The organism is Deltaproteobacteria bacterium (assembly GCA_013151915.1).
Lineage (GTDB): Bacteria > BMS3Abin14 > BMS3Abin14 > BMS3Abin14 > BMS3Abin14 > BMS3ABIN14.
This window is the reverse complement of the sequence record JAADHJ010000011.1, coordinates 53,415-77,002: the sequence shown is the minus strand read 5'-3', so window position 1 is coordinate 77,002 and position 23,588 is coordinate 53,415. Positions and strand designations below refer to the sequence as shown.

Sequence of the window (23,588 nt, the reverse complement as noted above, 5' to 3'; positions counted from 1 at the left end):
CTGCCTGCCACGCTATAGCCTTGGCGACGGCGGGAGAACTTGAGGTGCTATCGCGCTGGTTAACAATAAATAATTGAGCACTAATGAAAAATCGGTATTGGAATGATTCTGTCGTCGTATGAAAAAGGAATGTCAGGATGCCGTCGGCAAGAAGGTCCCCCCAGAGAAACAGCACCATATTACTGCAAGGGGAGGGGGGATGGCAAGTGTACTTGGAACAGGTGTAAGTAACACGTAAACTGTCCGGGTTTGTAGCACAAGGGTTGTCCGGATAAGAGGGGGCAAGAAGAAGGATTTCTCTGAAATCGGCTGGAAATACTTGCCTTACCTTCTTCATCCCCTCCATCCCTGTTAAATCAGCCTTTGTGTCCCCTTTTCTCTCTGGACTCTGGACTCTGGACTGTTTTTCCCCGTGTTACCCATGTCCTGACTGCACCCCCGCGCCCGTTGAACATTGAACATTGAACCTTGAACGTTCTTTATCCCGTTGAACGTTGAACCCACCGGAAGGTGGCAGAGCGACGGCGGGAGAAAAACACGCCTCGACGCCGGAATTTTTTAATGCTAAGTTTCTTTTATCCAGCACCTGGACTTGAACACCGATGGGCCTGCAGAAAGTCCATCAAGCGGGATGTGCGCGGAACGTGCATCCGGAAGCTATCCCCCGCCTCGTAAAATGTCTCGAAGAGACTTTTTACGAGGTTGTCGACATCGAAAAGATCAGCAGGAAAAGGAGGCTATTTAGTTACTTTGCCAGACACCAGTTTTAACTCCCTGAACCTTCCGCAGACTGTTCTAAAGGGGATCACCGACGCCGGATTTACCGAGATGAGCCCCATTCAGCGCAGGGCCATGCCCATCGCCCTCAGCGGGAAGGATCTCTGTGCCCAGGCTCAGACAGGCACAGGAAAGACCGCGGCATTCCTCATCAGCCTCTTTTCAGAGATTCTCCGGGGCGGCATCCGAACCAACGACCCCCGTCCACAGGCCCTCATACTGGCCCCTACCCGTGAACTGGCCCTTCAGATCTACAAAGAGGGGGTTCTTCTGGGTTCCCATACCGGCCTTCGCATGGCCGCGGTATACGGGGGCGAGGGCTTTGCCCGGCAGGAAAAGAAGCTGCGCTCCGGGCTTGACCTCGTTGTCGGCACCCCCGGGCGGCTCCTCGATTTCGTCCGTCGGAAAATTCTGGACCTGGGCGGGGTCCGCTACCTGGTAATCGATGAGGCCGACCGCCTCCTGGATCTTGGCTTCTGGGATGAACTCAAGCATATCCTGCGACGCCTGCCTCCCGTTACGTCCCGCCAATCCATGCTCTTTTCGGCAACCCTGGACGGGAGCACCCGGAAGATCGTCAGCGGCCACATGAACCACCCGGTAAACATAGCCATACAACCCGAAAGGATCACGGCCAAGGGAATAGAGCAAACAGTCTACCACGTGGATCAGGACCTTAAGTTCCGTCTGCTTCTTGGGCTTCTTGCCAAAGAGGAGATCCCCAAAGGGCTCATCTTCACCAACATGAAGGTCACCGCAGCATGGCTGGCAAAAAAACTGGAGGAAAACGGTTACGGGAAGGTGGGGCTTCTAACCGGCGACATGAGGCAGCCGGTGCGGAACCGGGTTCTGGAGCGTTTCAAGGAAGGAAAGGTTCCCCTCCTGGTGGCCTCCGACGTGGCCTCACGGGGCCTGCACATCGACGATGTGACGCACATCATCAACTACGATGTCCCCCAGGACCCCGAGGATTATGTCCATCGGATCGGCCGAACGGCAAGGGCGGGGAAGAAGGGAAAAGCATACACCCTCGCCTGCGACAGGTACTGCTGGTCACTCCCCGACATCGAAAAGCTGCTTGCCCATCCACTTCCCTACCAGGTTCCCTATGAGGGGGATTACGGGGTGGATAAGACCCCCGGATTTACCATCCGGAAAATGATAAGGGAGGAAGGACGTAAAAAGGGGAAGTCCGCGGGGAGAAACTCACCCGGGAAACGCAGTTCTACTAACCGGAGGAGGAGTCGGTCTGGGCGCTGACCGGAAAGGTTTTTCCGCATTTGGCGCGATTGTCATCCTTGCCGCGGTCCTGGCGGCCGGTTGTGCCGTAATCCCCTCGCAACGCCCTCCCCTGTGGAATGCCGGGCTTTACCCCGTCGTCGCCGTCCTTCCGGTTCGGATGGTAATAAAAACCGGAGTTCCACCCTTCACCTCCCCCGACACGGATCTGTCCAACGAACTGGGGGCTGTCGTTCAGCAGGCATTATCCGGCGTTATGGTTTACCGGGGCTACAAGGTTCTCGCGCCCCTGGACGTCGAGGAGCGTCTGGGAAAGGACCGGGGACTTTCGGAGGCCTTCATGGAACTGGCACTGGCGGAGGGAATCGCACCTGCCGACTCACCACCCGACCACAGTTCGGGAAGATCCATGAAGTCCGCTAAAACCGTGGCGTCCGCCCTGGGCGCCGATCTGCTGGTCCTGGCATATGGGGACGGGGAATACCATAGTACCGGCGAATCCATCCTCCAGGGAATTTTCACGGGTATTATCACCAAGGGAAAACAGCAATACCGGGAACCGCCATCCTATCTTTCGGCCCACATGATCTTTGTGGACCCCAACCTTGAACGACCCCTTGCCCGTCTTTCCTCCGGGAATATGCCGTTTATCAAGGACCCCGTCAGACTGGCACGGGTACTGGACGGCAGGACTAAAAGGATTCCGACACGATAGGGATACTACGTTTCTTCGGTCCACCTGGCGACATCCCCCGATTTTGCATCGACAGTCTTGAAAAGGGAAGCCTCGGCTATCTCCATGAGCCTCTCGGTAGTAGAAGCGTCGTGGGGATAACCGGCAACTGCGGCTCTTAATACCAGGGACTCGGCGCCTTTCACCGATGCGGTCTTCTTTAATACCCCCCCCAGGATTCGGGATACGACCCCGACGCCATGGTCCACACTCAACCCAGGAAAGATGATGGAGAATATTGATGGGCTGTATCTCCCCGTTGTGTCGAAATCACGGCATCCATCCTCAAAAAATGCCGCGATTTGACGGATGACCTTATCGGCCGCAGCGGGTCCTTTTTCGGAAAGGTACGCTTCCCATCCTCCCACCGAGACGAGGCCCAAGGTCAGAGACCGATGCTCCCTCCTGGCCCTTGAGAGTTCCCGGGCCAGGGAACTGCGAAACCCGGCGTACACGAGAAAGCCTGTTACAGGATCATGATCCATCTCCACCCCCGAATGCGGAACGCCTATGTCAAAATGATGACTTCGCAAAAAGCCATTAATGGACTTTTTACGACCCTATCATAAATAGTCACTGCACGGGTTGGTATCCCTTGGGTGGAGACCCGTCGTAAGGACGAAGGGTCATATCAATGCCCTCGATGAAGGTGCCATCCTTGACAACCACCGAATGATTGTCGGAACCCTCGTATCGGGCGAACGGCTCTCCCTTTACAGGGATTTTCATGGCGAAAAATCTGGCGGCCAGCCAGTAGCGTCCCCCGGCCGGTAGATAGAGCGTATAGTCGCCGTTGTCGTCCGTCAGGGTCGACGCGAAATCGGGAAGGCGATACATGTCATCGTTCTTATAGGCCATGACGAATGTCCCCGGTACATGTTCCCCGTTCTCGTCAAGAAGGCGCCCCTTGATGCCTGTAGTGGTTTCCCTCTCCTTCTGGGTGAGCCCCTGGAAGAACAGGGGTTCGGTAAGCTTAACCAGGACAAAGTTGCACTCCGTGTAATGTCCTTTCCTGATCCGGGTAGACAGGTTGGCCTTGGAGTGATCGTACAGGTCCCCCGTTGACAGCGGGCCGTAGTTGGCTCCAGAGGCCCGTTTACGAGCGACAAGATAGTATTCACCCGGGGGCAGGTCCAGCCTGTAGCTTCCATCGGCCGCGGAACCGTGGCTGACCCAGTCCGTGATTCCGATGATTCCCATCTCCGCCGACCTGATCCTGGGAACCCCGGAGTAGGCGTAGATGTAGGCATTCTGGACCGGTTCTCCCGTTTTATCCAGAAGAACCCTGCCCCATGCACCGGACTTCTGTACCTTATCCTTTTTTGGGGCACAAATTCCAACATCGGGGGCAGCCAGTATCGAGCCCATAACGAACACCGCCATCAGGATGAGGTGGAAGGCCCTCGTCCATTTGCCCATATTTCCCCCTTTTTTCAGTCTCCAGAACCGATCTTCCCCGGAGGTTGTCGAAGAACCGAACCGGTCATTTGGTGAGTTCACATGCATGGCAAGTCGGACAATGGGCGAGCGGCCCTTGCGCTACTAAATTAAGACACAGCGGGCTCAGGCCCGGAGAAGTTCATTGGATGAACGTTGCTTCAACAGCCTTATCTGCCAAAGTGACCACCATGGGCTTTGTCAGATCGTAATCCCTGTCCAGATAAAGGTAACCCTGATATACGTATCCTTTTTCCGGGGAGCCGTCGTCACACAGGTATTTCTTGACAAGACATAAAACCGGGCGGGACACATGATCGTCCTGGGTGAAATTGAAGGGTCTAAAGAAGAAGTATTTTTTCGTGCACTGAATCTGCCAGAGAAGGACGCGGCCATCGCCTCCGACCTTCCCGAGAACGTCAAGTTCGGCCTGGGGATCGTAGGAGAATGTGATCTCCACGTCCCGCTGACCGGCAGGGCTTCTGATAATGTAGGCGACATCACCCAAGGAGGCGGAGGGGAAAGAGGACGCAGCGATAGCTATTATCGCTGTAAATATCCAGATAGGACAATGCCTCAAAATCCTCACGCCCATTCCTTCCCCCTAAATTGAGAATATCGCAAGGAATATCGTGAGTCAACTTGAAGATATCAAAATATGGTTCATCCTGGAAATGGGTACCTGAATGTGGACCATACCCCACCATTTGTCATCGCGAGCTGAGACTTATGCGAAGCGATCCCATAGCGGCCGGAGGGCGCCGCAACGACTTTTTCGGCTCCGCATGAGATTGCCGCGTCACTCTCGTCTTACTCGATGCTCCTCGCAATGACTTCGCTGGTCATCGCGAACCGTACCTGTCCCATCTGTCATCGCGAGCTGTAACCCATGCGAAGCGATCCCGTAGCGACCGGAGGGCACCGTGATGATCCTTTCAGCTTCCGTCTTCGTTCTTCGAACTTCGCCGCGACAAGTCGCCCGGGATTGCCGCGTCACTCTCGTCCCCTCGATGCTCCTCGCAATGACAGCAAAAGAATAAAGGTATGCATTAGCCGGATGAGCCCTTACTTGAAGATGGGCAGGTGGAGGATCCACTCGACTTCGAAGAGCTCGCCCGCGGTACCAAGCCCAAGAAGGAGAACGTACAGCAGGAGAAACCCGAAGAGGATGTTCTCCTTGTTCGCGGCAAACCATCCGCCGGAGATGGAGTACGCGCCGTCATCCCGAACGTGGCCGCCGGGATCACCACGGCTTATCTGAGCCTCGGAGTCAACTGCCCTTTCCCCTCGCCTCTCCTCCTGCGGCCGGATCAGTTCCTCATCCGGGACCTGTTCATCGACATCTTCAGCAACCTCGTCAGCTGCTCGGGGATCAGTGTTGATCCTCTCAGAAACCTTTCGCTGTTTTTTTATCTGCCTGCGGCGTTTGGCCATATCTCTACCTTAAAACAATAGTCCAGAGTCCAGAGGGATAGACCAGTTCAACGTTCCAGGTTCAACGTTCCAGGTTCAACGTTCAATGTTCAACGTTCAACGTTCAACGTCAAACGTCAAACGTCAAACGTCAAACAAATCCTATCATCTGTCGGGCATCTCTTCCAGTGCCTTGAGGGCCTTTTCCCCCGCCTGTCTGTATTTGCTGACCGGATATCCGGCTATAAAATCCCCGGAAGAGCCAGAACCAGCAGGAGAAGAGTCATGACGGTCGTGGTCCTGGTCCTGTTGCCTCCATTCCCCCCCCTTCCCGGCGGCAAAGGGATGATGCGGCGCGAGACAAGGGGCTGGGCAATCACCCCGATCAGCATTAAGGCCGCAAACGTCCACCTTCCTCCCAATGCCAGAGTACATAAAGCGGCGCCCACCGCCGAGGTGAGGATCAGTGCAAATACGGTCTCAAAAAGGACAAAAAGAACGGCGGCGGTCAGACCCGCAAGAAGTTCCATCGGCCCGAAACTCTGCACATGAAACACCGATGGGCCCGGGGGGGATCCGGACCACAGCGAAAGGGCCGCACGATAAAGTACGGCGCCGGCGCCGAGCCCTGCCAGAAAGGCAAGAATTTTCCGGAAGCGGGTGGCTAGAAACATCCCGATGAGAATGAATATCGAAAAGATCAGTACAGTGGCAACCATTGGATGCTCTGACAGGCCGGTCAGGGTCAGAAGGGTATCCCTGGAGGCAAGGCCGGCGGCGATGCCCGCCACGGCCCCGAGTATGTGAAAAAAATACCTGTAAACGGAAAGACCGAAGGCCAGGAGGAATACACCCACCAGGAGCACTGAGATAGGTACCGGATCCAAATCAGGGCTCCGGGTCAACAACGAAGAGAAAGCCAAGTTTCAGGTGCCGGGCGTCGGGCTTCCTCCTGTCAGCGCTTCTGAAAGAATCTATGGACATCGGCCTTTCGAGGGGTTCGATGGCGCTGATCATCATCCTGGAATGGACCAGGTATCGTTTCCTCTCCACGGGATCGTTGAAGATCACCGGTTTTCTGTAGGTCGTAAGACCGGTGATCCTTGTCCTGAATGATACCGATCCGCTGTCGCCCCGGGGTACGTATAGAAAGAGACGAAAAAACCCCCTTCCGGCAATCTGGCGCAATAGCCTCCCTCCCACGTCGAGGATGTTGGCGTAGCTCCAACCCAGTTCATGGGGCCCATGTTCGAACAGATATCTACGGCGCCTCTCCACCCCCTTTAGGGATGCGCTTTCAATGAGCGCCAGATAGACCGGAATCTCAGACATTGCTTATTTTCGGCGCCCAAAGGGACATCTGGGATGTGTCCTCACGGGTAAATGAAACGGGATAATCACCCGAGAAACAGGCGCGGCAGAAAGATGCCTTGTCCATGGGTCCATCCCACCCGACAGCCTCCAGCATCCCCTCCATACTCAGGTAGCCGAGGGAGTCGGCTGTTATGTATTTCCGGATCTCCTCCACAGTGTGGCTCGAGGCGATGAGTTCACTGTGGGTGGGGGTGTCAACACCGTAATAGCATGGACTGACTGTGGGAGGTGAGCTGATCCGGACATGGACCTCCGCCGCACCGGCGTCCCTCACCATCTTGACAATTTTACGGCTGGTCGTTCCCCTGACGATGGAGTCATCGATAAGTACGACTCTTTTGCCCATGACCGCTTCCCTGCAGGTATTCAACTTGAGCTTGACCCCGAAATGACGGATAGACTGGGTCGGTTCGATGAAGGTCCTTCCGATGTAATGGTTGCGTATAAGGCCCATCTCGATGGGGATACCCATGCCCTTGGAAAAACCGACCGCCGCCGGAACTCCCGAGTCCGGCACCGGTATGACCACGTCGGCCTTGACCGGGGCTTCCTTGGCCAGGAGGCGTCCGAGTTTTTTCCTCACGAGGTAGACGTTTTTCCCATCCAGCGTACTGTCGGGACGGGCAAAGTAGATATACTCGAAAATACACGGGGCCGCTTTCATCTTCGGGAAAGGAAAAAAGGAGTTGATGCCGCTGTCGTCAACAGTCACCAGTTCGCCGGGTTCAATATCACGAATGAACTCGGCTTCGATGAGATCCAGGGCACAGGACTCCGAACTAAAAACATAGGCATCCCCCAACCTCCCAAGGCAGAGGGGTCGAAACCCTCGGGGATCCCTGATCGCCATGATCCGTTTTTCAGTCAGGAAAAGAAGGGAGTAGGCACCCCTGATCTGATAGAGAGCCTCGATCACCCGGTCCATTACATGGGCTGCTTTGGATCGCGCGACAAGATGGATCAGGACCTCCGTGTCGGAGGATGACTGGAAGATCGCCCCGTTTTCCTCCAGATCCCTTTTCAGCTGAGGGGCGTTGACAAGGTTCCCGTTATGGACCACGGCAATCCCTCCACGGGAATAGGTAACCGCTATGGGCTGGATGTTCTCGGGGAGGCTCTCGCCGCTGGTGGAGTATCGATTATGGCCGATGGCCACATCACCAGGCAATTTTTCCAGCACGGGGGGCGTGAATATGTCGTTCACCAGGCCCATTTCCCCGTGCCGGAAGATTTTCATCCCATCGGTGCTGGCGATACCGGCGCACTCCTGACCTCGATGCTGAAGGGCGTAAAGCCCGAGATAGGTCAGATTGGCCGCCTCTGTGTGCCCCCACACCCCGAAAACACCGCACTCATCCTGGAACTTGTCGTTATAAGGTAACATCTGATTTATTCCTCACAGGGCCTGTGCGACATATTGGAATGCGTTCCGGAAAAATGCAACTCCGGCGCCCTCCTCAGGCAGTTTCTCACGTGTCCACCGCGGATGGTTCACACGGTGCAGATATGCCTCGGGATGGGGCATCAGCCCGAAGAGAATTCCTGATGGGGAGCAAAATCCGGCTACGGCCCCCATGGACCCGTTGGGGTTTTCAGGGTAGGCCTGGGTTGGTCGTCCCGATGCATCGGCGTACTTTACCGTCAGTAAATGTTCGCCCTCCATTCTTTCCAGCACAGTGAGGGCACCGACAACGAATTTTCCCTCTCCATGCCGGACCGGAAGGGTCAAACTTCGGATCCCCCGGGTGAAGATGCACGGTGATTTTCCATCCACTACAAGGTTGACCCAGCGGTCCTCGAAGCGGCCCGAGTCGTTGGAGGTCAAAGTTGCCACCTGCCCGGTTCCGCCGCCCGGCTCCGGCAGCAGCCCCATTTTCACCATGAGCTGAAAACCGTTGCAGACCCCTAGAATGGGACGATTCCTCTCAATGAAACGGTTGATCTGGTCGGAAATCCTGTTTTCCCCTCTCGCGACCTTTGCGTAGCGAAGACGGTTTACCTGGACCTTGGCGGATCCGAGGTCATCACCATCAAGAAATCCTCCCGTCAGGTTCAGGAAATGAAATTCCTTGAGGGTGACTTCCCCCGACAGAAGGTCCGAAATATGTACAATACGGGCATCGAATCCCCCCAAACTGCAGGCCGCCGCCGCCTCCCTTTCACAGTTCGTCCCGTTGCCGGTAATAACGATGGCCCTGGGCCGCGCCCTCATCACAGTCCTCCAAGGGGAGACTGCCAGGCATCTCCTATCTCTTCAATACCAAGGCTGACAACGACCTTCCCATGGTCCCTTATCAGGAGCCTTCGGTCGCCGGTACATTCGCCTATCTTTGCACAAGCGGTATTTTCCATCGCCATCTCGAACTCATGGGCCCTGTCCGGATGGACCTCCACCAGCAGCCTGCTTGCCGATTCCGAGAACAGGGCCTTGTCGACGGGGAGCCCGCCCCCGTCCGTCAAAAGGTCGAGATCAACCCTGAGGCCGACCCGTCCGGCGAGGGCCATTTCCGCAAGGGCTGCGCCAAGCCCGCCGTCGGAACAATCGTGGCAGGAACGAACGAGACCCGACATCAGTGCCCGGTGAAAATGGACGTACCGACTCCATGCATCGTCAAACCGGACCCGCGGGACGTTGGCGCCCAGGTACCCGAGATGCGCGTAGTATTCCGAACCTCCGCACTCATCAAGGGTCTCCCCGAGAAGATACAGGTGGTTGCCCTCTTCCTTCAGATCCATTGTCACGGCACGGCGAACATCATCCATGCGGCCGATAATTGAAATGAGAAGGGTCGGAGGGATTGAGATCTTGATATCCCCCATGATGTAGTCGTTTTTCATGCTGTCCTTGCCGGAGATGAGTGGTATCCCATAGGCGGTCACCGCGTCAAACAACCCCTGATTGGCCCTCACGAGCTGGGCCAGTTTGTAGGCGCCGTCCGGCGTCTTGTCGGACCGAACGGGATCACACCAGCAGAAGTTGTCAAGCGCCGCCGAGAAAGAGGGGTCCCCACCCACGGCAACATAGTTCCGTACAGCCTCATCCACCGCGCAGGCAGCCATGTGGTAGGTGTCGATATCGCTGTAGCGGGGAATGATCCCGTTGGAAACAACTACCCCCTCGAACGAGTCCAGGATCGGCCGGATTACAGCAGCGTCCGATGGCCCATCGTCCTTAGCTCCGGTGAAAGGCTTGACTACCGACCCTCCCTGGACCTCATGGTCGTACCGGCGGACTATGGATTCCTTGGAACAGATGTTCAGTCGCGACATGAGGGAGAGGAGAATTTCACCCGGGTCGGTCGGCCGGTCACAGGATGGCTCGGATACGGCGGGAGGGTCCCAGACCGCCTCCAGGGTCATCTGGGGATTCCCGCGGTGGAGAAACTCCATCTCAAGGTACCCCACAGTCCTGCCCTCGAAAAGAAGATGCAGATAGCCCGTGTCCGTGAACTCTCCAAGATCCGAAGACTCAACACCCATCCTCTCGGACAGATCGAAAAACCGAGCGACCTTGTCCGGAGGCACAGCCACGGTCATCCTCTCTTGAGCCTCGGATATGAGTATCTCCCATGGGTCGAGGCCGGCGTACTTCAGGGGCGCCCGATCAAGATGCAGGACAACACCATCGGTGTCCTCGGCCATTTCCCCCACCGATGAGGATAGGCCTCCCGCACCATTATCGGTGATGCTGTTGTAAAGTCCCTCGTCCCGGGCTCTCAGGAGAAAGTCCGTCATTCTTTTCTGTGTTATGGGGTCTCCGATCTGAACAGCCGACACCGGGGATCCCTCGTGCAGCTCCTCCGAGGAGAATGTGGCGCCGTGAATGCCGTCCTTGCCGATGCGACCGCCCACCATAACCACACGGTCGCCGACCAGCGCCCCCTTCTCATGGGAGGGCCTGCCGTTGATCTCGCGGGGCATTATCCCTCCTGTACCGCAGTACACCAGAGGTTTTCCAAGAAACCTGTCGTCGAACACCACCGCCCCGTTGACGGTGGGAATCCCGCTTTTGTTCCCGCCGTGTTCGACACCCTCCACGACCCCATCGTAGATCCTTCTCGGGTGCAGGATGCGCGGGGGCAGGGGATCAGAGTAAAAGGGTGTGGCGAAACAGAACACGTCGGTATTAAACAGCAGGTTCGATCCCAACCCGGTCCCGAAGGGGTCCCTGTTGACGCCGACAATGCCGGTAAGCGCTCCGCCGTAGGGGTCCAGGGCGGATGGGGAATTATGGGTTTCCACCTTGAAGACCAGATTGTATTTATCGTTAAAGCGGATCACGCCGGCATTGTCCTTGAAGACGGACAGGCAAATATCCCCATCCCCCATCCTGGCCCTGACCTCCTCGGTAGCCCGCACGATATAGCTTTTAAAGAGGGAATCGACGGTCAGGACCTCACCGTCCGGTCCCGTGTAATTTATCCTGGCGTTGAAGATCTTGTGTTTGCAGTGCTCGGACCAGGTCTGCGCAAGCGCCTCCATCTCCACATCGGTGACCCGCTCTCCAAGGCCCTTTTTCCGCCTTACATCGCGAACGTCCTCACGGAGAAAATAGCCGCGGATAACCCTCATCTCCGGAAGCGACAGGGCAAGAAGCCCATCCCTGCTGATCCTCATAAGTTCTTCGTCGCCCCGGTCAAGATCGATCTCGGCCACATTTCCGCCGCCGGAGATGCTTACCCTGGGAATGTCCGGTCCAAGACCCTTTTCGATATCGAACTGGCGGGGGAATACGATACGCCACCGCTGGATCAGCCCGTTGCCCAGCACCCCGGAGGCCAATCTCACGGCCTCATCCTCGGAGAGGCCGCCCTCAACGAGATATTGAACCGAGGTGTAGACCGCCTCATCGCCCTCCAGGGGCCTGCCGAGAATCTGGGAGACGGTTTCCCCGGCGGACCTTCCCACATTGTCGGTAACACCAGGTTTATATCCAACCTCGATGAGAACATCGAAGTCGGTCCTCAAGGGGGATGCAATGGAATATTCCTGGATAATCGGATCGGAAAACGGTTCGGAGGCCACCTTTTGAAGGGTTTCAGGGGAAAGGTCCATGTCCAAGGTATAGACCATGACGGTACTCACGGACTTGACCGGGAGACCGGCCAAATCCCTCGCCTCTCTGGCGGTCCGTTCCCCCTTTGGGTCCCGGATCCCTTCCCTGTAACCGACCTCGATACGTACCGCCATCTCAGTTCTCCCCGCCGAATACTCTGTCGAAGATGGCACCTACGTACCTCAGGTGGCTTTCCGGCGCGAAAGCCTCCCGGATCTCCTCCGGGCGCAACCGTTTCCTGACCTCCGGGTCGTCCAGAACAAGATCGGCGAAAGGCTCCCCCGTTGACACCGATTTCAGGGCATTCTTCTGCACGATCCGGTAGGCATCCTCCCTGGTCATGCCGGAATCCACCAGGATCAGAAGAAATCTCTGAGAATAGGTCGCGCCGCCGGAAAGTTCCATGTTCTTCTTCATCCTGTCGGGGTGGACAACCAGCCCCCTGATGAGCCCGGTGAAACGATAGAGCATAAAATCAACAAGGGTGGTGGCATCCGGGAAGATAACCCGTTCGGCTGAGGAGTGGCTGATATCCCTTTCATGCCAGAGAGGAATGTTCTCCATGGCCGACAGGCTGTAACCCCTGATGAGCCTGGACAGGCCGGTGAGGTTTTCGGAGAGTATCGGGTTCTTTTTGTGGGGCATGGCCGATGATCCCTTCTGCCCCTTGGAAAACGGTTCCTCAACCTCGCCCACCTCGGTGCGCTGAAGATGGCGGATCTCGACGACAAACCTCTCAATGGATGACGCCAGGAGAGCCAGGGCGCTCATATATTCGGCATGCCGATCCCGCTGGATCACCTGGGTGGCCACCTTGGCCGGCCTGAGGCCGAGCTTGGCGCACACATGCTTCTCAACATCGGGAGGGATGTTCGCGAAGGTACCTACAGCTCCGGAAAGCTTGCCGACGGCCACTGTCTCCCTGGCACGCTCGACCCGGCTTACTCCTCTTCCCAACTCCTCGTACCACAGGGCCATCTTCAAACCGAAGGTGACAGGTTCGGCGTGCATCCCGTGGGACCGCCCCATCATCACCGTGTCTCTGTGTTCCAACGCTCTTTCACGGACAGCCTCCCTCGCATCTTCGAGCCCCTTCAGGATCAGGTCAGCTGCCTGGACCATCTGGACGGCCAGGGAGGTATCGAGCACATCGGAACTGGTCATGCCGAGATGTATGAAGCGTGAGGAAGGTCCTACCTTTTCGGCCACCGAGGTCAGAAAGGCGATTACATCGTGCTTTACCTCAACCTCGATCTCATCGATCCGACCAATATCGAAAGCTGCTTTGGCTTTGATCTCGGCAAGTGCGTCATCCGGGATTCTTCCCAGGCTGTTCCACGCCTCGCAGGCCGCGACCTCAACATCGAGCCAGATATTGAAACGGTTCTCGGGTTCCCAGATGGCGGCCATTTCGGGGCGTGTGTAGCGCGGTATCATCGTTCCCCTCCCGGCGGTTTAAAATGGTTCAAAGTTCCACGTTCAAGGTTCAAAATCCAGAATATGGTGTCTTGGGTCTTGTGTCTACTTTTCCACGTTGAACGTTAAACCTTTTTTATCCCATTGAACGTTGAACCCTGGAACAGATTCAACGTTCCAGGGCAGCTACTCATCCAGATATATCATCCTCGTGGGAACGTGGGCTGAAGCGACCTCAAGGTCCGCACCGTATCCTATCATAGCTTCACTGGCCGTTCCAAACGCAAGATCGGGCGCATTGTTGATCTCGGAAAGGTGAGCGAGAACAACCAACTGCAGATCGGAATGGGCAAGGCCGGCGATCATTCCGGCAGACGAGTCGTTGGACAGGTGGCCCTGGCGTCCCCTCACACGCTGTTTGAGATACCACGGATAGGGCCCCTCCATGAGCATCTGTTCATCGTGATTGGATTCGAGAACCACGGCGGCGCACGATTTCAGGCGCTCCTTAACCAGGGCGGTGCCGTAGCCCAGATCGGTCGCTATACCGATCTTCAACCCACCAAAACCCACAATAAATCCCACCGGATCAATAGCATCGTGGGGTATGGAAAAGGGAAGAATCTCAAAACCGGCCCTTTGGAATTTCACTCCGGCACAGAGTTCCTCGACAGCCACGTCTTTCGGAAGGCCGGCCGCCTCAAGGGTGTCGCGGGTAGCGCAGACTGGAACTTTCAGCTTTCTTGCAAGGGGTCTGAGCCCCCCGACATGGTCCGAGTGCTCGTGGGTCAGGAGAATAGCCCTGATCCCCGCCGGCCCGGCTCCCACCGTCTCCAATCTCTTCAAGGTTTCCCTGGCGCTGAGGCCCGCGTCCACTATGATCCCGCCTTCGGGCCCCTCCATATAGATGGAATTCCCCCTGCTGCCGCTGGCCAGGACACTGATCCCGATACGGACCATTAATTCCCCGTATGGCCGAAGCCGCCGCTGCCGCGCCCGGTTTCGGGAAGTTCCCCGGCAGGGACGAGACTCACCCTTGCAACGGGGGCGACAATCATCTGGGCAATCCTCATACCCCTTGTCACCGCAAACGGCTCCTCACCCAGATTAAGAAGGATAACCTTTACCTCGCCCCTGTAGTCGGCATCTATGGTCCCGGGAGAGTTGGCAAGGAGAATACCGTTTTTCAGGGCCAAACCGCTTCGCGGCCTGACCTGGGCCTCGTAGCCCTCGGGGATCGCCAACCTGATCCCGGTGGGAATCAGGCACCGGCCGCCAGGTTGGATAACCGTTTCCCCTGTTATCGCCGCAACGAGGTCCAGACCGGCGGAAAGCGCCGTTGCATAGGACGGCGCCGACAATCCCTCCCCATGCGGAAGAAAGGTGAACATCACATCAAGCTTCCCCATTTCAGTCCCAGTGACCTTCAAGGGTTTCCTCCCTGACGGGGCCTATGACCGTCAGGGCCCTGCACCCGGGTTTTAGAAGGGACTCGGCCACCTCCAGGATCTCCGAGGGCGATACCGATTGGATCCTTTCCTCAATCTCCGCCGGGGTGACCTGCCTTTGAAAGTAGATCTCATTACGGGCAAGCTGGGTCATCCTGTTCCCGGTACTCTCGAGGCCAAGGAGCATATTCCCCGTAACCTGTCTTTTGGCAATGGCCAGCTCTCTCTTGGGAACGTGGTTTTCCGCGAGGGTAAGGATCTCCTCGCGGATCAGGTCCAGCGCGGTGATGAAGTTTTGGGCTGAAGTTCCACAGTAGACGGAAAGCATCCCCGTGTCCTGAAAAGCGGAATGATAACTGTAGACCGAGTAGGCAAGCCCGCGTTCCTCCCGGATTTTCTGGAAAAGACGTGAACTCATCCCGCCGCCGAGGATGGTGTTCAGGAGAAAAAGGGAATATCGTCTTTCATCGTCCACAGGTATCCCCTCCAATCCGACACAGAAGTGCACCTGTTCGGAGTCACGGTTCCAGACGCGAAGGTGCGGCGTCGGCACCGGAGCCGAGCGGCGAAGGGGGTAGTTACCCGATGAAATATTGCCGAAAACCCGGTTCGCTTCTTCCATCATGGTATGGGGATCCACCGCCCCGGCGGCAGTAAGAATTATCGACCCTGCGCGGTACCGCTCATGGTGGAAAGCCTGAATATCCTCCCTTTCCATATTCTCGAGGGACTGACGGGTTCCAAGGATCGGGCGGCCCAGTTCATGCCCTCCCCAGAACTCCTGGACATGAAGATCGTGTACAAAATCATCGGGGGTGTCCTCCACCATGGAGATCTCCTGGATAATAACATCCCTCTCCCTTTCCAGATCGATCTCCTGAAACAGCGGGTTGAGGGTGATATCGCCCAGAATGTCCATGGCCTCACCGAGGGATTCACCCAGGATCCGGGCGAAAAAGGATGTATATTCCTTGCTGGTAAAGGCGTTGATGGAACCGCCAAGGGAATCAATACCAAGAGCGATTTCCTTTGCGGTCCTCAATGGGGTTCCTTTGAAGACAAGATGTTCGATAAAATGACTGATTCCCGCCTTCGCCGGATGCTCATCACGGGAACCCGTCAGGACCCAGATCCCGACGCTTACCGACGAAAAATCCCGCAGAGGCTCGAAGAGAACCTTTATCCCGCTGGGTAATACCTCTGTGATGACGCCGGATGGCAGCGCGGTCATGGAGAAAGGATCAGGAACGAGACGTATCGTCCGGGTTCTTTTGCCCCAGTTCCTTCTCTGCCTCCTTCAGGCTGAGACGGATTTTGCCTTCCCTGTCTACATCAAGGACCTTCACCTTGATGACGTCCCCCACGTGTACCACATCCTCGACCTTGTTGACCCGCCGATCGGCAAGCTGCGAGATGTGGACCAGGCCGTCGGTTCCCGGGATTATCTCGACGAAGGCCCCGAAATCCATGATCTTTTTGACGGTACCACGGTAGATTTTCCCGATCTGGGCCTCTTCAACGATACCCTCGATTATCTCACGGGCCCGATTGGCGGCATCCTCGTCCACAGAGGCGATAACAATGGTACCGTCGTCCGACACCTCCATCTTGACCCCCGTCTCCTCGGTAATGCCACGAATGATCTTGCCGCCCGGGCCAATGACATCCCTGATCTTGTCGGGATTGATCCTGATGGTGATAAGTCTTGGGGCGTGCGGGGAGAGCTCTGACCGCGGGGCTGAAAGAACCTTGTTCATTTCACCGAGGATAAACAGTCTGCCTTCCGCGGCCTGTTTGAGTGCGCGGCCCATCAGTTCGCGGCTGACCCCGGAAATTTTAAGATCCATCTGGAATGCTGTTATCCCGTCGCTGGTACCGGTGACTTTGAAATCCATGTCCCCAAGATGATCCTCGGCGCCCAGAATGTCCGAAAGGACAACCGCCTTTTCAGGGGTGTATATGAGGCCCATGGCGATCCCGGCAACCTGCTTGCGAATGGGAACACCCGCGTCCATCAGGGACAGGCTCCCTCCGCAGACGGTGGCCATGGAGGAGGAACCATTGGACTCCAGAATCTCGCTCACCACACGGATCGTGTAGGGGAAATCATCCTTTGCCGGAATGACCCCCTTCAGACTCCTGGCAGCCAGGTTTCCATGGCCGATTTCCCTCCTGGCAGGCCCTCTCAGAAAACGGGCCTCGCCCGTGCTGAAAGGAGGAAAATTGTAGTGCAGCATGAACCTGCGCCGGTAATCCGCCTCCAGGGCATCAACGATCTGCTCATCGTCATGGGTGCCAAGTGTGGTCATCACCAGGGCCTGGGTTTCTCCCCGGGTAAAAAGCGCCGATCCATGGGTCCGTGGAAGGATTCCAACCTCACAGGAAATGGGACGGATCTCCCTGTGATTCCGGCCATCGATGCGGACATCATCCTCCAACACCCTGGCACGCATGAGATCCTTTTCCATCTCCCGCAAAAGACCCTCAACCTCCCCGGCCCAGGATTCCCCGCCTGGTCCTTCGCCGTATTCCGCAACCGCCTGTTCGCGTATCTCCTTGAAGCGCTCTTTCCTCTCCTTCTTGTCGGAGATCCGAAGGGCCTCGGCCATCTCAACGCCGCAGAACTCCCTGATAGTGGCGGCGAGTTCCTCATTTCGAGGAGGCGGCCGATAATCCCATTTCTCCTTCCCCGCGATGGAAGCAAGTTTCTCCTGTATCTGAATGACCTTGTCGATTTCCCCGCGGGCGAAGTCCAGCGCCTCGATCATCTCCTCCTCGGATACCTCTTTCGCCTCCCCTTCCACCATCGTGACGGCATCCCGTGTACCCGCCACAAAAAGGTCCATTCTACTTGTTTCCAGTTGGGCGAATGTGGGGTTGAGAACATACCGCCCTTCAATCAGCCCCACCCTGACAGCACCGACGAAAACGTTAAAGGGGATGTCGGAAACGGCCAATGCGGCCGAAGAGGCGATGAGGGAAACAACATCCGGATCATTCTCGCGGTCCGCCGAAAGGATGGTGATTATAATCTGGGTTTCGTGGGCGAACCCCTTTGGGAAAAGGGGCCTTACGGAACGGTCGATAATGCGGCTGGTAAGGACATCCTTCTCGGTCGGCCGTCCTTCCCTCTTGAAAAAACCGCCTGGAATCTTGCCGGCCGCGGAGGTCTTCTCCTGGTAGTTTACGGTCAGGGGGAGAAAGTCTACCCCTTCCCTGGGCTCGGGCATGGACACCGCCGTCGCAAGAACCACGGTATCGGCATAACGAGCGAGCACGGCCCCGCTGGCCTGACGCGCAACAGCGCCGGTCTCAAGGACCAGAGCCCTGCCGCCCCACTCAAGTTGAGTCTGATGCTTCATTGATTTACTCCCGGTGAGGATTTATGTAGCAGGCTGTGATTATCTGCGGAGCCCCAGCTTCTTGAGGATACCCTGGTATCTCTCCAGGTCCTTGGCTTTAAGGTAGTCAAGCAACCGGCGACGCTGACCGACAAGCTTGAGCAGACCCACCCGCGAATGGTGGTCCTTCTTGTGGGTTTTGAAATGCTCGGTAAGCTCCTCGATTCTCTTGGTAAGAAGGGCGATCTGCACCTCCGATGAACCGGTGTCGCTGCCGTGCATCCTGTTTAGTTCAATGATTTCCCGCTTTACTTCATTGTTGAGCGGCATGACGATTGTTCCTCCTTCCTAGACCTCTTATTTTCAACTTTTAAAGGTATCATTTATCTTTTTATTTGGGAAGTTTTTTCGATGGGTTCTAAAATCCGCTTCGGTATTAACACCGTTTTTTCGTTTTTTCTGGTGATCTCACCCAGGGCCACCAAACGGCGGCCGGAAACCACCGATATCATGCCGTCCTTTTCCCTGCCCGGCCAAAGGACGGTCCTTCCCATCAGAATCTGCGCGAGCATATCATCCTCCAGCTCGTAGCGTGCGAAGGGAAGTCCTGACGCGGGGCTCTGGAGAAGTGGCCGGAGTGCGGCGGCATCCCCGGGAAGTGAATCCAGTTTAACGGCATCCTCAAGGGTAAAATTCCCGCTCCGCACCCGTACGAGTGACTCCATACATCCCCCTACACCAAGGTCTTTACCGATATCGTGGCACAGGGTTCTCATGTAGGTGCCCTTGGAGCATACAACTTCAAGAGAAGCTCTTGGCGGCTCCCATCCGCTGATTTTGACCTGATATACCGTCACCTTTCTTGGATCAACCGTGACCGCAACCCCTCTCCTGGCGAGTTTGTAGAGAGGCTGGCCATTGTGCTTTATGGCCGAATAAGAGGGAGGCGTCTGGAGAAACCCCCCCCTGTATCTGTTTACGGCGGCCTCCAGGGCCTCCCTCGTTACATGGGAAGGATCTATCCTGGACACGGTCCGGCCCGTGACATCCTGGGTGTCGGTCTCAATACCCAGGAGAAGGGTAAGATGGTACTCCTTGTCATTCTCCTGGAGGTACTGGGCAACACGTGTCGCGGACCCCACAAGCACCACAAGTACACCTGAAGCGATGGGATCAAGGGTCCCGGAATGACCGACCTGGCGCATCCTGAAAATTCTTCGGACCCGCTGGACAACGTCATGCGATGTAATACCGACTTCCTTGTCCACCACCAGGATCCCCTGGGGACCCCTGCGGCTGTTTCTCATGGTCCTCCTTCCTTTAAAAAAGGCTTCAGCTAGTCGCCCCCCTCATCAAGATTCTTCAGGATTCCGGAGATATAGAAACTGTAATCCAGGTTTCGATCAAAGTGGAAGCTAAGGCGCGGCACCGTCTTGAGCCTAAGCCTCTTTACCAGGAGACGGTGGACGTAGCTGCCGGCCGCCTCCAGCCCCTTTTCTATTTCCTCAACATGAGTGGTCCTGTCCAGGACTCCAAAATAGACCCGTGCAGACCGCAGATCATCCGTAATCTTGACTCTGGTGAGGGTGACGGACCCGATCCTGGGGTCCTTGATCTCCTTAAGGAGGATGTCCGCCACCTCGTGCCGGATCAATTCACCTACGCGGTCTGCTCTTTTATAATTCTGGGAACGTCTCATGATATCGATGTACGCATTAGCCGGATGAACCCAAAAATAAGGTCCGGAACAACAGGGAAAACGGCAGTCACAGGATTTCCGTTTTCACATCGATGATATCCGCAAGCCTGTACGATTCCACACGGTCGAGAACTTTCTGAAGCAACCTGTCGGCGTGTCGGGCATCTTTCGAAACCAGCGCCACCGCAACGGTGGCCTTCTGCCAGAGATCAAGGTGATCAACCTCAGCGACGGAGACATTAAACTGCCCCCTCAGACGGTCCTTGACGCTGCGCAGCACACGACGCTTATCCTTAAGGGATCTGCTCTCCGGCAGGTACAGGGTTAATCTCAGAATACCGACAGCCACCCGATGCCTTCCATCCTGGACCGCCCAGGCCGTCAGAGTGTCGCCTCTTCCTCCACCAGTTGGAAGTTCTCGAGGATATCTCCCGGTTTAAGATCGTTAAAATTACTGATGCCGATTCCACACTCGAATCCGGCGGCAACCTCACGGGCGTCGTCCTTAAAGCGCTTCAGCGAATCTACCGCCTCCTCTTTAATCACGATCCCGTCCCGGATGACACGGACCAGTGCATTTCGCTTGATAACCCCATCGGTCACATAGCTTCCGGCGATGGTACCAATCTTAGGTACAACGAAGGTCTGGCGAACCTCGGCGCGGCCAAGTATATCCTCTCGATATACAGGTGCCAGCAGGCCCTTCATTGCATCCCTGATCTCCTTGACCACATCATAGATCACCCGGTAAAATCGGACATCCACATTTTCCTTGCGGGCAATATCCAGGGCCTTGTTGTCAGGCCGCACGTTGAACCCGATAATAATGGCATTGGAAGCGGCGGCCAGCACCACGTCACCTTCGTTGATCCCTCCTGCCCCCTCGTGGATAATATGCACGCGGACCGCCTCCGTGGACTGTTTCTCCAGCGCCTCCCTGATGGCCTCTACCGACCCCTGAACGTCCGCTTTCAGAACAATGTTGAGTTCCTGTACTTCGCCATTCTGGATCTGGTTGAAGATATCCTCTAGGGAGACCTTCTTGTGCAGGCCGCGGTTGGCCTGGATCGTATCCTGACGCATCTGAGCTACCCGCTTCGCCTTTATTTCGTCGGCAAAAACGATAAGCGCCTCCCCTGCCTGCGGAACATTGGGAAGTCCCACAACCTCCACCGGAGTCCCGGGTCCGGCATCCTCAACCTTCATCCCCTTATCATCCATCAACACACGGACGCGGCCGATATAAGGGCCGGCCACAACAAGATCCCCCCTCCTGAGGGTACCGGTCTTGATCAGAACCGTGGCAATGGGACCACGCCCTTTATCCAGCCTTGACTCGATAACGGTTCCGCGAGCCGCACTGGTCGGATCGGCCCTTAGCTCAAGCATCTCCGTCTGAAGAAGGATCATATCCAGCAGATCCTCTATGCCGGTTTTCCTCTTGGCCGAAACCTTTGTATAGAGGACATCTCCACCCCACTCTTCGACCACGACTCCATGTTCGGACAACTCCCGCAGAACCCGGTCGGGCTCGGCATCAGGTTTGTCAACCTTGTTAATGGCAATTACGATGGGGACATCGGCTGCTTTGGCATGATTTATGGCCTCCACAGTCTGTGGTTTAACACCGTCGTCCGCCGCAACCACCAGCACCACCAGATCGGTAACCTGTGCCCCCCTGGATCGCATTGCGGTAAAGGCCTCATGCCCTGGAGTGTCCAGAAAAACCAGCTTTCCCTTGGTGTGGGAGACAACGTAGGCGCCGATATGCTGAGTTATCCCTCCCGCCTCCCCTGAGACGACGTCAGTCTCCCTGAGAACGTCGAGAAGCGACGTTTTACCATGATCCACATGCCCCATGACGGTTACAACCGGCGGTCGGGGAACCATGTTTTCAGGAACAACCTGTTCACCCTTAAGAAGACTCTCCAGGGTATCACCTCGCATCTCAACCTCAAATCCCAGTTCACTGGCCACCAGGGATGCGGTTTCAGGTTCTATCGTCTGGTTGATGGTCGCCATGATGCCCAACTGAAGAAGGATCTTGATAATCTCCGACGCTTTCGTCCCGGTAATTCCGGCCAGGCCCCCCACTGTGAGCCCTGGTGTTATCCGGATGATTTTTGATGGTGCCTTTGACGTCTCCACCGTGGCCTCGACGTCCTTTTTCTTCTTTTTAGCCCCCCTGAGCCTTCTCTTGGGCGGCTCACGCCTCCTCCCCTGCCTGGCCGCCCCGGCGGCCTGTTTGATCTCAACCACTTTCAGTGTCGGCTCCTGTTCGGCCTCCTCAAGGGGAAGGTCCCCGGTCATTTCAAGTTCATCCACCTCTTTTAGCAGCTCTTTTCTGGAGGGTTTCCTGCCTTTTTTGGCTACGGGGCGTTTGCCCGGTCTTTCATTTGCCTCCGGTTCAACTTTGATTTTTTTAGCCGGGGCATCCCTTTCACCCTTCGATTCGCTCGGAGTGTCAACCTTGGATTCCACTTCCGGTGCCGCATGAGTAACGACCTTGGCGGTGGGAATAGCCGAGCCAACAGAACCGAGATTTTTTTCAATCTCAAGCGCGGTAATGGGGAGGGAATTCGATCCTGTCCTGGAGGGTTCACTTTCCTTCGTCGGCGCTTCGACCTCCGGAGTCTCACCAGCCTCCGTAACGCCATCGGCCAATCCACCCGCCTCATCAGCCGGAGGCATTTCCTCCTCCTTGCCCTGGGAACCTTTTTCGTCCGGAACATCCCCGGACAAAACAGCTTCCTCCTCTGCCGGGCCTTCCTCCCCTGCCGAGGCCTCCTCCAGACGGACTTCCACCTCGGCTTCCTTCGCACCCTTTCGCACTGAAACGATCCTGCGCGTACCGGTGTCCCTCTCCACGGGCTTACCGACAAGCATGTCTTTGACCATTTCTACGAGGCTCAGATCAACATTGCTTGTGACGTTTACCACGTCAAAACCCATGGCCTTCAGCTGCGAGAACAGATCTTCCGGATCCAATCCCAGTTCGGTGGCAAGATCTTCAACCCGAACCATACTCATGCTTTTTTTCCTCCCTATCAACCCTGACCTATTACCTCACCGCAAGATAGCGGATGATCGCCACTTCAATAGATGCCGCCAGCCCGGCGTCCCTGACAAGCAGAACACTACGGAGACCCTTTCCAACCGCAGCGCCCAATTCAGCCCTGCCAAGGACCTTATGGACCGGTACTCCCCCGGCCATTAAACGCCGCACAAGTTTCACGGCAATACCGTCTGAGGCGTCTTCGGCAACGATGGCAAGCCAACGTGTATTGCATCCTCTTCGGATTTCTCTGACCACGAGGTTGGTCCCTGAAACAACTCTTCCACCCCTTTGCGCCAGTCCCAGCAGTAACAGAATCCTTCCCTTCAAAACCGAGGCGATGGAACCGGAAAGTTCCTCCGGGCCGCCAACGGAAATCGGGTCACTTTTCAGCGCCCTTGCCAGCCGTCCCTTGCACGCAGCCTCAACACACCCCCTGGCCGGGCAGACGTAAGCCCCCCTTGCGGGAACCTTTCCCTTCAGGTCGATCAGGACCTTGCCGGTGACCGGGTCCGCTACAATGCGTATCATCTCCCCCTTGGGATGTCTTTTTCCACAGCCGGTACATGTCCTGACAGGCTCGGAACGAGGAGGCATTGT

At 56.4% G+C, this 23,588-nt stretch carries 22 protein-coding genes; 2 read left to right on the top strand and 20 right to left on the bottom strand.

All coding sequences use genetic code 11. From position 1 onward, the window contains the following. Positions 1–750: 750 nt before the first annotated feature. Positions 751–2,037: a DEAD/DEAH box helicase gene (locus GXP52_03215; protein NOY86297.1), complete on the top strand. Its 1,287-nt coding sequence runs from the start codon at positions 751–753 to the stop codon at positions 2,035–2,037. A gap of 139 nt (positions 2,038–2,176) precedes the next feature. After that, on the top strand, positions 2,177–2,731 hold the full coding sequence (locus GXP52_03210) for a hypothetical protein (protein ID NOY86296.1): 555 nt from the start codon (positions 2,177–2,179) through the stop codon (positions 2,729–2,731). A 5-nt stretch (positions 2,732–2,736) separates the two neighbouring features. On the opposite strand, the gene GXP52_03205 is transcribed toward GXP52_03210, so the two are convergent. From GXP52_03205 to GXP52_03110, 20 genes are all read right to left on the bottom strand, one after another. Next, a complete protein-coding gene (locus GXP52_03205; GenBank protein ID NOY86295.1) occupies positions 2,737–3,234 on the bottom strand; it encodes a GGDEF domain-containing protein in 498 nt (165 codons plus the stop codon). Between the two features lie 88 nt (positions 3,235–3,322). After that, the gene (locus tag GXP52_03200; protein NOY86294.1) at positions 3,323–4,168 is read right to left on the bottom strand and encodes a carboxypeptidase regulatory-like domain-containing protein; all 846 of its coding nucleotides are present in this window, start codon (positions 4,166–4,168) and stop codon (positions 3,323–3,325) included. Positions 4,169–4,328: 160 nt separating this feature from the next. Further along, positions 4,329–4,781 (bottom strand): hypothetical protein, encoded by a 453-nt coding sequence (locus tag GXP52_03195; GenBank protein NOY86293.1) that lies wholly within the window; start codon positions 4,779–4,781, stop codon positions 4,329–4,331. A gap of 470 nt (positions 4,782–5,251) precedes the next feature. Next, positions 5,252–5,620 (bottom strand): hypothetical protein, encoded by a 369-nt coding sequence (locus GXP52_03190; GenBank protein ID NOY86292.1) that lies wholly within the window; start codon positions 5,618–5,620, stop codon positions 5,252–5,254. 221 nt (positions 5,621–5,841) lie between these two features. After that, on the bottom strand, positions 5,842–6,486 hold the full coding sequence (locus tag GXP52_03185) for a hypothetical protein (protein ID NOY86291.1): 645 nt from the start codon (positions 6,484–6,486) through the stop codon (positions 5,842–5,844). A 1-nt stretch (position 6,487) separates the two neighbouring features. Beyond that, entirely contained in the window at positions 6,488–6,931 is a 444-nt protein-coding gene (locus GXP52_03180) for a hypothetical protein (protein ID NOY86290.1), read from the bottom strand. Continuing rightward, entirely contained in the window at positions 6,924–8,357 is a 1,434-nt protein-coding gene (locus GXP52_03175) for an amidophosphoribosyltransferase (protein NOY86289.1), read from the bottom strand. Before GXP52_03175 ends, GXP52_03180 begins: the two co-directional genes overlap by 8 nt. Before the next feature lie 12 nt (positions 8,358–8,369). Beyond that, positions 8,370–9,185 carry a phosphoribosylformylglycinamidine synthase subunit PurQ gene (locus tag GXP52_03170; GenBank protein NOY86288.1) on the bottom strand — a complete coding sequence of 272 codons (816 nt, stop codon included), beginning with the start codon at positions 9,183–9,185 and terminating at the stop codon, positions 8,370–8,372. Beyond that, complete coding sequence (locus GXP52_03165; protein ID NOY86287.1) at positions 9,185–12,163, bottom strand: phosphoribosylformylglycinamidine synthase; 2,979 nt, start codon at positions 12,161–12,163, stop codon at positions 9,185–9,187. The genes GXP52_03170 and GXP52_03165 overlap by 1 nt, the downstream gene beginning before the upstream one ends. Before the next feature lies 1 nt (position 12,164). Beyond that, a complete protein-coding gene (locus GXP52_03160) occupies positions 12,165–13,466 on the bottom strand; it encodes an adenylosuccinate lyase (GenBank protein NOY86286.1) in 1,302 nt (433 codons plus the stop codon). Positions 13,467–13,631: 165 nt separating this feature from the next. Then, a complete protein-coding gene (locus GXP52_03155) occupies positions 13,632–14,405 on the bottom strand; it encodes an MBL fold metallo-hydrolase (GenBank protein ID NOY86285.1) in 774 nt (257 codons plus the stop codon). Next, entirely contained in the window at positions 14,405–14,854 is a 450-nt protein-coding gene (gene dut, locus GXP52_03150) for a dUTP diphosphatase (protein ID NOY86284.1), read from the bottom strand. Before dut ends, GXP52_03155 begins: the two co-directional genes overlap by 1 nt. Position 14,855: 1 nt before the next feature. Next, positions 14,856–16,124 (bottom strand): insulinase family protein, encoded by a 1,269-nt coding sequence (locus tag GXP52_03145; protein ID NOY86283.1) that lies wholly within the window; start codon positions 16,122–16,124, stop codon positions 14,856–14,858. A gap of 10 nt (positions 16,125–16,134) precedes the next feature. Next, a complete protein-coding gene (gene pnp / locus GXP52_03140; protein NOY86282.1) occupies positions 16,135–18,255 on the bottom strand; it encodes a polyribonucleotide nucleotidyltransferase in 2,121 nt (706 codons plus the stop codon). A 39-nt stretch (positions 18,256–18,294) separates the two neighbouring features. Next, on the bottom strand, positions 18,295–18,564 hold the full coding sequence (gene rpsO, locus GXP52_03135) for a 30S ribosomal protein S15 (protein NOY86281.1): 270 nt from the start codon (positions 18,562–18,564) through the stop codon (positions 18,295–18,297). Positions 18,565–18,617: 53 nt separating this feature from the next. Continuing rightward, positions 18,618–19,541: a tRNA pseudouridine(55) synthase TruB gene (gene truB, locus GXP52_03130; protein NOY86280.1), complete on the bottom strand. Its 924-nt coding sequence runs from the start codon at positions 19,539–19,541 to the stop codon at positions 18,618–18,620. A gap of 29 nt (positions 19,542–19,570) precedes the next feature. Then, positions 19,571–19,888 (bottom strand): 30S ribosome-binding factor RbfA, encoded by a 318-nt coding sequence (gene rbfA / locus GXP52_03125; GenBank protein NOY86279.1) that lies wholly within the window; start codon positions 19,886–19,888, stop codon positions 19,571–19,573. Between the two features lie 112 nt (positions 19,889–20,000). Further along, complete coding sequence (locus GXP52_03120) at positions 20,001–20,282, bottom strand: DUF503 domain-containing protein (protein NOY86278.1); 282 nt, start codon at positions 20,280–20,282, stop codon at positions 20,001–20,003. Positions 20,283–20,314: 32 nt separating this feature from the next. Continuing rightward, the gene (gene infB / locus GXP52_03115; protein NOY86277.1) at positions 20,315–22,963 is read right to left on the bottom strand and encodes a translation initiation factor IF-2; all 2,649 of its coding nucleotides are present in this window, start codon (positions 22,961–22,963) and stop codon (positions 20,315–20,317) included. Positions 22,964–22,994: 31 nt separating this feature from the next. Continuing rightward, positions 22,995–23,585: a DUF448 domain-containing protein gene (locus GXP52_03110; protein ID NOY86276.1), complete on the bottom strand. Its 591-nt coding sequence runs from the start codon at positions 23,583–23,585 to the stop codon at positions 22,995–22,997. Positions 23,586–23,588: the final 3 nt, after the last annotated feature.

Excerpts from the sequence above, each read along its gene's own strand:
- GXP52_03210 (NOY86296.1), top strand. The coding sequence starts at position 2,177 with ATGGTAATAAAAACCGGAGTTCCACCCTTCACCTCCCCCGACACGGAT.
- GXP52_03205 (NOY86295.1), bottom strand. The coding sequence starts at position 3,234 with ATGGATCATGATCCTGTAACAGGCTTTCTCGTGTACGCCGGGTTTCGC.
- GXP52_03200 (NOY86294.1), bottom strand. The coding sequence starts at position 4,168 with ATGGGCAAATGGACGAGGGCCTTCCACCTCATCCTGATGGCGGTGTTC.
- GXP52_03195 (NOY86293.1), bottom strand. The coding sequence starts at position 4,781 with ATGGGCGTGAGGATTTTGAGGCATTGTCCTATCTGGATATTTACAGCG.
- GXP52_03190 (NOY86292.1), bottom strand. The coding sequence starts at position 5,620 with ATGGCCAAACGCCGCAGGCAGATAAAAAAACAGCGAAAGGTTTCTGAG.
- GXP52_03180 (NOY86290.1), bottom strand. The coding sequence starts at position 6,931 with ATGTCTGAGATTCCGGTCTATCTGGCGCTCATTGAAAGCGCATCCCTA.
- GXP52_03175 (NOY86289.1), bottom strand. The coding sequence starts at position 8,357 with ATGTTACCTTATAACGACAAGTTCCAGGATGAGTGCGGTGTTTTCGGG.
- GXP52_03170 (NOY86288.1), bottom strand. The coding sequence starts at position 9,185 with ATGAGGGCGCGGCCCAGGGCCATCGTTATTACCGGCAACGGGACGAAC.
- GXP52_03165 (NOY86287.1), bottom strand. The coding sequence starts at position 12,163 with ATGGCGGTACGTATCGAGGTCGGTTACAGGGAAGGGATCCGGGACCCA.
- GXP52_03160 (NOY86286.1), bottom strand. The coding sequence starts at position 13,466 with ATGATACCGCGCTACACACGCCCCGAAATGGCCGCCATCTGGGAACCC.
- GXP52_03155 (NOY86285.1), bottom strand. The coding sequence starts at position 14,405 with ATGGTCCGTATCGGGATCAGTGTCCTGGCCAGCGGCAGCAGGGGGAAT.
- dut (NOY86284.1), bottom strand. The coding sequence starts at position 14,854 with ATGGGGAAGCTTGATGTGATGTTCACCTTTCTTCCGCATGGGGAGGGA.
- GXP52_03145 (NOY86283.1), bottom strand. The coding sequence starts at position 16,124 with ATGACCGCGCTGCCATCCGGCGTCATCACAGAGGTATTACCCAGCGGG.
- pnp (NOY86282.1), bottom strand. The coding sequence starts at position 18,255 with ATGAAGCATCAGACTCAACTTGAGTGGGGCGGCAGGGCTCTGGTCCTT.
- rpsO (NOY86281.1), bottom strand. The coding sequence starts at position 18,564 with ATGCCGCTCAACAATGAAGTAAAGCGGGAAATCATTGAACTAAACAGG.
- truB (NOY86280.1), bottom strand. The coding sequence starts at position 19,541 with ATGAGAAACAGCCGCAGGGGTCCCCAGGGGATCCTGGTGGTGGACAAG.
- infB (NOY86277.1), bottom strand. The coding sequence starts at position 22,963 with ATGAGTATGGTTCGGGTTGAAGATCTTGCCACCGAACTGGGATTGGAT.
- GXP52_03110 (NOY86276.1), bottom strand. The coding sequence starts at position 23,585 with ATGCCTCCTCGTTCCGAGCCTGTCAGGACATGTACCGGCTGTGGAAAA.